Annotated in this window: 7 protein-coding genes and 1 pseudogene; 3 read left to right on the plus strand and 5 right to left on the minus strand. The window is 64.2% G+C overall.

Features of this window, described 5'->3' with window-relative positions:
* Both PGX04_RS28640 and PGX04_RS28645 read left to right on the plus strand, forming a co-directional pair.
* Positions 1 to 199, plus strand: a pseudogene (locus PGX04_RS28640) (iron-containing alcohol dehydrogenase family protein); the annotation flags it as partial.
* Between the two features lie 142 nt (positions 200 to 341).
* Entirely contained in the window at positions 342 to 1,844 is a 1,503-nt protein-coding gene (locus PGX04_RS28645) for an outer membrane protein assembly factor BamB family protein (protein ID WP_273741594.1), read from the plus strand.
* A gap of 42 nt (positions 1,845 to 1,886) precedes the next feature.
* Here PGX04_RS28645 and PGX04_RS28650 read toward each other — a convergent pair whose 3' ends face one another.
* The 5 genes from PGX04_RS28650 to PGX04_RS28670 all read right to left on the minus strand — a co-directional run bounded on the left by PGX04_RS28650 (position 1,887) and on the right by PGX04_RS28670 (position 5,114).
* Positions 1,887 to 2,384 carry a hypothetical protein gene (locus PGX04_RS28650; protein WP_273741595.1) on the minus strand — a complete coding sequence of 166 codons (498 nt, stop codon included), beginning with the start codon at positions 2,382 to 2,384 and terminating at the stop codon, positions 1,887 to 1,889.
* An 83-nt stretch (positions 2,385 to 2,467) separates the two neighbouring features.
* Positions 2,468 to 3,211 (minus strand): 7-cyano-7-deazaguanine synthase QueC, encoded by a 744-nt coding sequence (gene queC, locus PGX04_RS28655; RefSeq protein ID WP_273741596.1) that lies wholly within the window; start codon positions 3,209 to 3,211, stop codon positions 2,468 to 2,470.
* Positions 3,212 to 3,231: 20 nt separating this feature from the next.
* Positions 3,232 to 4,056, minus strand: coding sequence for a 7-carboxy-7-deazaguanine synthase QueE (locus tag PGX04_RS28660; RefSeq protein ID WP_273741597.1), 825 nt, complete (start codon positions 4,054 to 4,056; stop codon positions 3,232 to 3,234).
* Position 4,057: 1 nt separating this feature from the next.
* The gene (locus tag PGX04_RS28665; RefSeq protein WP_273741598.1) at positions 4,058 to 4,537 is read right to left on the minus strand and encodes a 6-pyruvoyl trahydropterin synthase family protein; all 480 of its coding nucleotides are present in this window, start codon (positions 4,535 to 4,537) and stop codon (positions 4,058 to 4,060) included.
* A gap of 220 nt (positions 4,538 to 4,757) precedes the next feature.
* Positions 4,758 to 5,114 (minus strand): winged helix-turn-helix domain-containing protein, encoded by a 357-nt coding sequence (locus PGX04_RS28670; RefSeq protein ID WP_273741599.1) that lies wholly within the window; start codon positions 5,112 to 5,114, stop codon positions 4,758 to 4,760.
* Between the two features lie 471 nt (positions 5,115 to 5,585).
* Here PGX04_RS28670 and PGX04_RS28675 point away from each other — a divergent pair.
* Positions 5,586 to 5,723 (plus strand): molybdopterin-binding protein (locus PGX04_RS28675; protein WP_273741600.1); only part of this gene is annotated, 138 nt, incomplete at its 3' end.

Below are 5,723 nucleotides of genomic sequence, written 5' to 3' on the forward strand. Positions count from 1 at the left end.
CGCGGTCGTCGAGGCGGTCACCGAAGTCCGCGACGGACTCGGCCTTCCCTCGCGGCTGCGGGACGTCGACGGCCCCGAACCCGAGGCGTTCACCGCGGTGGCGGAGGCGATTCTGAACGACGCGTTCATGGCGAACGCGCCGCCGGGACTGGAGCCGACCGTCGACGAAATCGAGGGCGTGCTCGAGCGGGCGTGGTGAGTAGCCGAAAAACCGGAACCACTCCGTCTCACTGACGAGAATTTTTGCTGTCGCAACCGTGGGGCACTCCCGCGTTTCCGGGGTGGAACGGTATTATCGAACCGATAAGTAACAGTGCTCGATACTGCCGTTCGGATAGATCATGAGCGAGCACGAAAGACGGAACGTTCTCCGGTACGCAGGACTCACGCTTGCTGCCGGAGTGGGGGCGGCGACGGGAACGGTAGCGGCCCAGGAGACCGTCACCGACGAATCCGCGGACGGGGAATCGACGACCGACGAATCGGTGACTGCTGACGGCTCGAGCGGCTGGCCGTCGATCCGTGGCGATGCGGGAAACACGGGTTTCGCTCCGGGGTCGACCGGGCCGAAATCGCCGGTCGGCGTCGCCTGGGAGTACGATCACGGCGGAACGTTCGCCGTCGGCGACGGGACGGTCTACCTCGTCGCCGACGACGGTCAGGTGCGCGCGATCGACGCGGTCGACGGCTCGCTCCAGTGGGAAACCGAGATTACGGTGGCGAGTCGAGAGGAGCCGGTGGAGGCCATGGGACCACCGGCGGTGGCACACGACACGGTGTACGTCACCAGCAAAGGAGACGAACCGAACCTGACCGCGCTTGACGTTGCGAGCGGAGATGTCCGCTGGCAGGAGAGCGACCTCGGGTCCGAGACGAATCTGTCGCCCACCGTCGCGGACGAACTGGTATTCCTCCTCGCCGACAAGGTCCTGTACGCGCTCGACGCACACGACGGCGAGCGGCGGTGGCAGTTCGAACCGGGCACGGTGACGACTGACGACGGGCGAGAACGAGGCGATTACCTGCAGCGAGATTCCGTCGCCGTCGCCGGCGGAACGGTGTTCGCCCTCAGCAACAAGCGGCTAATCGCCTTGGACGCCGAAACCGGGGACGAACGGTGGACGGACGGCGTCGAAGACTGGGCCTCGAACACGTTCTCCGGTCGTCCGATCGCCGCCGACGGTGTCGTCGCCGCCGCCAAAGCCGATGTCGTCACGATATACGACGCCGAAACCGGTGCGGAGCGATCGACGATTCCTACCCACTCGCTGGACGTACTCACCGACGATCGCGTTTACGCCGTGACTGACGCCGAAACCGGCGACCGAAAGACCGTCACCGGCTACGATTCGGAGACGGGAGATCGCGTCTGGCAACCGTCAGACGGCAACGGATCGTACGCGTCAGCGGTCGTCGATGACGACTCCGTCTACGTGGGGCTCGAGGAATCCGGCGTGGCCGCGTTCGCTCGAGCGGACGGAAGCGGCAAGTGGCGCGTCGACACCGGTACGGAGCCACAGCAGGTGGCGGTCGTCGGCGAAACCGTCTACGTCGGCGGTGATGCCCTGTTCGCGATCCGGACCGAGGGCGAAGAGCAAGGTGACGTGGGCGACGACGGCGAAGACGAGTCCGCCTCCGACGACGGAAACGAATCCGCTGGTGCCGGTAACGAATCGACCAACGACACCGGAAACGAATCGACCGCTGGCTCCGAGAACGAATCGACCAACGACACCGGAAACGAATCGTCCGACGAAACTCCCGGGTTCACCGCCGGGACGAGCATCGCCGGCGGGGTGCTCGCCCTCGAATGGCTGCGCCGACGGACCGGCGACGACGAGTGAAACGCAGAACCAAGGCGGCGCAGTAGCGAGGGGCGGTCGAGGTTAGCGGTCACGGTTCGCGGTCGTCTCCCTCCCGGTCTCCGGCCCCGATCCGACTGCCGGTGGCGGTTCGACCCCGCGTCGCGGCGGCTCGAGGCCGGGGTGGAACGGTGAGCACAACCTGACGCCGTAGACCGACGCGATCGTCCCGCCGGCGGCGAGGATGAACAGGACCGTGGGATCGGCGACGTGAACGAGCCGGAGGAGCGTGAGACCGAACCCGCCGGCCAGGAGGGAGAACACCTGCCCGACGGAGACCCAATCGGGAACGCGCTCGATGATCGATTCTCGATAGGACGTCACGTACAGGAAGCCGGAACAAACACCGAGTATCACGGCCGGCCAGTACTCGAGCGGCCGGGGAAGCCCCGCATCGATGTGGACGAACGCGGCCAACGCCGGTATGGTGAGTGCGAGCGTCACGAACTCGCCGCGACGCCCCTCGGGGACCTGCCAGCTCCCGTCGTCGTCTCGGAACCATCGAAACACGGGGTGCGTCACGAGCAGCCAGTTCGACGTGTCGGCTGTTGAAGGTTTTCATCGAGGTCCGGAATCCGGATGGCTCCTGCCGTATTGCGAGCGGGCTACTGACCGCCAGGTTCGTCCGCGTACGACGGTCGCTCGGCGTACTCGATCGGGTCGCGAACGCCGATGGTCTGAAAGGCCTGCAGCCGGAACGCACACGAATCACAGGTGCCACAGGCGGGTTCGTTCTCGCGGTAGCAACTCCAGGTGTGCTTGTAGGGTACCTCGAGTTCGACGCCGCGCTCGGCGATATCGGTCTTCGAGTTGTCGACGAAGGGGGCTTCGATCGAGAGTTCGGTCTCGGGTTTCGTCCCGACGTCGACGACCGCCTCGAAGGCCTCGAAGAACTCGGGGCGGCAGTCGGGATACCCCGAGAAGTCCTCGCTGTGGGCACCGATGAAGACGGCTTCGCAATCGTTCGCTTCGGCGTAGGAAACCGCCATCGAGAGCAGGTTCGCGTTCCGGAAAGGGACGTACGACGAGGGGATGTCGTCGCTCTCGAGGTCGGCGTCGTCGACGGCCATTTCGTCGTCGGTGAGACTCGAGGCACCGATCGCCGACAGGTGGTCGGTCTCGAGTCGCAGGAAGTCGGCCGCGTCGAACTCGTCGGCGAGTCGGCGCGCGCACTCGAGTTCGCGATCCTCCGTTCGCTGGCCGTAGGAGGTGTGTAGCGCGTAGATATCGTAGCCCCGTTCGCGGGCCTCGGCGGCGGCTGTGGCGCTGTCCATGCCGCCCGAGAGAAGGACGACGGCGCGTTCGGCGGTCGATTCGTCGGTCGCGGAGTCGGTGGTCGTCTGGGTCATAGTGATCTCGAACGCTGTGATTACGTCTCGGGGGCGTCGTTCCAGAGGTCGACGTGCAGTCGCGGCGTGTACCGGAAGCCGTACTCCATCGCGAGGTCGGCGACCCGGTTTCGGGTCTCCTCGAGGCGCTCTCGAGTCGCCCCTTCGGGCATCAGAAGCACGTCGTCATCGCTGATCGAAACGTCGGCGGCGTTGCGGAGGTCGTCGAGTAACGCGAGGATCTCCGACATGTCCTCGGCGTCGGTCACGACGAACTTCAGTTGCACGTCGTAGTTCTCGACCAGTCGAGCGAGCGAGTCCATATCGATTCGATCGCTCTCGTGACGCGCTTCCCACTCACCCTCTCCGCTGGGATCGCGCTCCGCCGTCGGCGTGCTGCTCTCGAGTTTCGGGCTCACGGAGGCGAGGTCGATCGGCGCGTCCCGGTAGATCGTCCCGTTGGTCTCGACGGTGGTGTGATAGCCGCGGTCCGCGAGCGCCTCGAGCAGGGCGACGCTTTCCCCGTGAATCAGCGGTTCGCCGCCGGTGAGGACGACGTGATCGGCGTCGTAGGATTCGATTTTCGCCAGAATTTCGTCGAGCGCCAGCCACGCGTGGGTCGGCTCCCACGAGGTGTGATAGGAGTCGCAGAACCAACACCGGAGGTTACAGCCGCTCGTCCGGACGAACACCGAGGGGACGCCGGCGAGCGTACCCTCTCCTTGTAACGAGTAGAACAGTTCGTTGATCGGGAGCCCCTCGGTGGAACTCCCGTCTCCGGCATCGGCTTCGGCCGCGTTTTCGGCCCCCGTATCGGCAGCAGCATCGGCCGCGTTCTCGAGATCGACCGAATCGGAAACCGGCATCTCAGAACTCGCTTCCTCCGCAGAGTTCGTGCGTCTCGCTGACCTGCACGGAAACGCCGGTGACCGTTTCGGGCAGGGCCGCCTCGAGTTTCCGCTCCAGGATCACGCTCATCACTTCGGCCGTCGGCGGGTGCTCGAGGACGACGACCGCGTCGTCGTCGCCGGCGGTCTCGAAGGCCTCCACGAGGGGATCGCCGGCCTCGAGAAGGAACACGTGGTCCCACTCAGATATTACCTCAGTAATATCTCCCTTGTCGGCGATCCATCCCTCCTCGGTCAGATGGCCCGCGACGGTGACGGCGACCTCGTAGTTGTGTCCGTGGGGTTGTGAACATTTGCCGTCGTGGTGTCTGATCCGGTGACCGGCGCTGATTCTGATCGGCCGATCGCGGCCGACGTGGAGGACGCGACGGCGCCCAACGACGCCGTCGTCCGCCGTGGCGGCCGGTCCGGACTCGCGGTTTTCGACTGGTTCGGTCATACCGGAGTCTTCTCTCGAGAATACTTAAAGGTGGCCGCTTACCGACGGCCCACTGGATCGGCGTCCGCGAACGAGTCTGTCGGTAGTGACGGAGCGCATCGATCTCAAAACCAGTTGCCGCTCGGCGTCGAATTCGTCTCCGGATTGCTGTACCGGTTTCGTGGCGCAACTGCGACCGTCCTGCAAGTGCGCCGAAACCGACTTCCAGCGGTCCGTCTCGTCAGTTCTCGAGTTGATCCTGGAGCCGGTTTTTCGCCTCGGTGCGACGCTTGCGCGAAAACTCGGGTGCGTCGTCCGAGAAGTCGATCTCGATCTCGTCGAGCGTGCGTCGGTAGATATTCGTTCGTCGACCTTCCTCGGAGAGCTGTCGCCCCTCACAGGTCAACAGCCCGGCGTCGACGAGTTCTTCGATTCGGCGATAGCAGGTCGCGATCGGAATCTCGATCGCTTCGCTCAGTGATTGGGCCGATTTCGGCGTTCCCGCTGCGCAGAGGATTTCTGCGCTGTATTTGTTGCCTAGCGCGGAGAGCACCGAGGTCGAATCCGCGTCCGTTCGTTCCGTCCGACTGCGAGACATACTCCGCTCGTTATCAATTACCATAATTGAATCTTATGGTTATTACGAGTTACACGATATACTGAATTCTCTGCTCAATTAACAATTCTCTTTGCGGAGTGTTATTACGGCTACAGCTAACACGATATCTACGACTCGTCGATCCGTACCGCTTCGCTACTGGTGAAACCGCACCGTAGTCAGGTGTTCGAGACGCCACAGGCGTCGCAACATCACGTGAATGCGTCGCGTTCGCGGAGATCGCGACTTCTGGCGAGACATCCGTTTCGCTGCCCTCGCAGGAACGAAACACCCGCTTGGTTTCGATTCGCTCAGTCACGAGAGAGCGTCGTTCTCTCGAACGACCTCGAGTCACTCGGCCTGCTCTCCCTGTAGCGGAGACGACCGAGGCGGCGGTCCCGTTCGAAGCGTGGCGATCCGCGCGTCGACGAGGGCGAGATGCATTTGAGGACCCGGCTCGAACGAGCCGGTATGAACGTCGCGGTCGTGACGATCGGAGACGAACTGCTCGCCGGACGAACAGCGGACACGAACGCGACGTGGCTCTGCGAGCAGCTCGACGATCGCGGCGTCGACGTCGAGCGCGTGACGACGGTCCCCGACCGGGTC

It is taken from the genome of Natrinema soli (assembly GCF_028618695.1).

What these genes read in the sequence shown, in the direction of transcription:
- PGX04_RS28665 (WP_273741598.1), bottom strand. Translation starts at nt 4,537, where the DNA reads ATGACCGAACCAGTCGAAAACCGCGAGTCCGGACCGGCCGCCACGGCG.
- PGX04_RS28645 (WP_273741594.1), top strand. Translation starts at nt 342, where the DNA reads ATGAGCGAGCACGAAAGACGGAACGTTCTCCGGTACGCAGGACTCACG.
- PGX04_RS28660 (WP_273741597.1), bottom strand. Translation starts at nt 4,056, where the DNA reads ATGCCGGTTTCCGATTCGGTCGATCTCGAGAACGCGGCCGATGCTGCT.
- queC (WP_273741596.1), bottom strand. Translation starts at nt 3,211, where the DNA reads ATGACCCAGACGACCACCGACTCCGCGACCGACGAATCGACCGCCGAA.
- PGX04_RS28670 (WP_273741599.1), bottom strand. Translation starts at nt 5,114, where the DNA reads ATGTCTCGCAGTCGGACGGAACGAACGGACGCGGATTCGACCTCGGTG.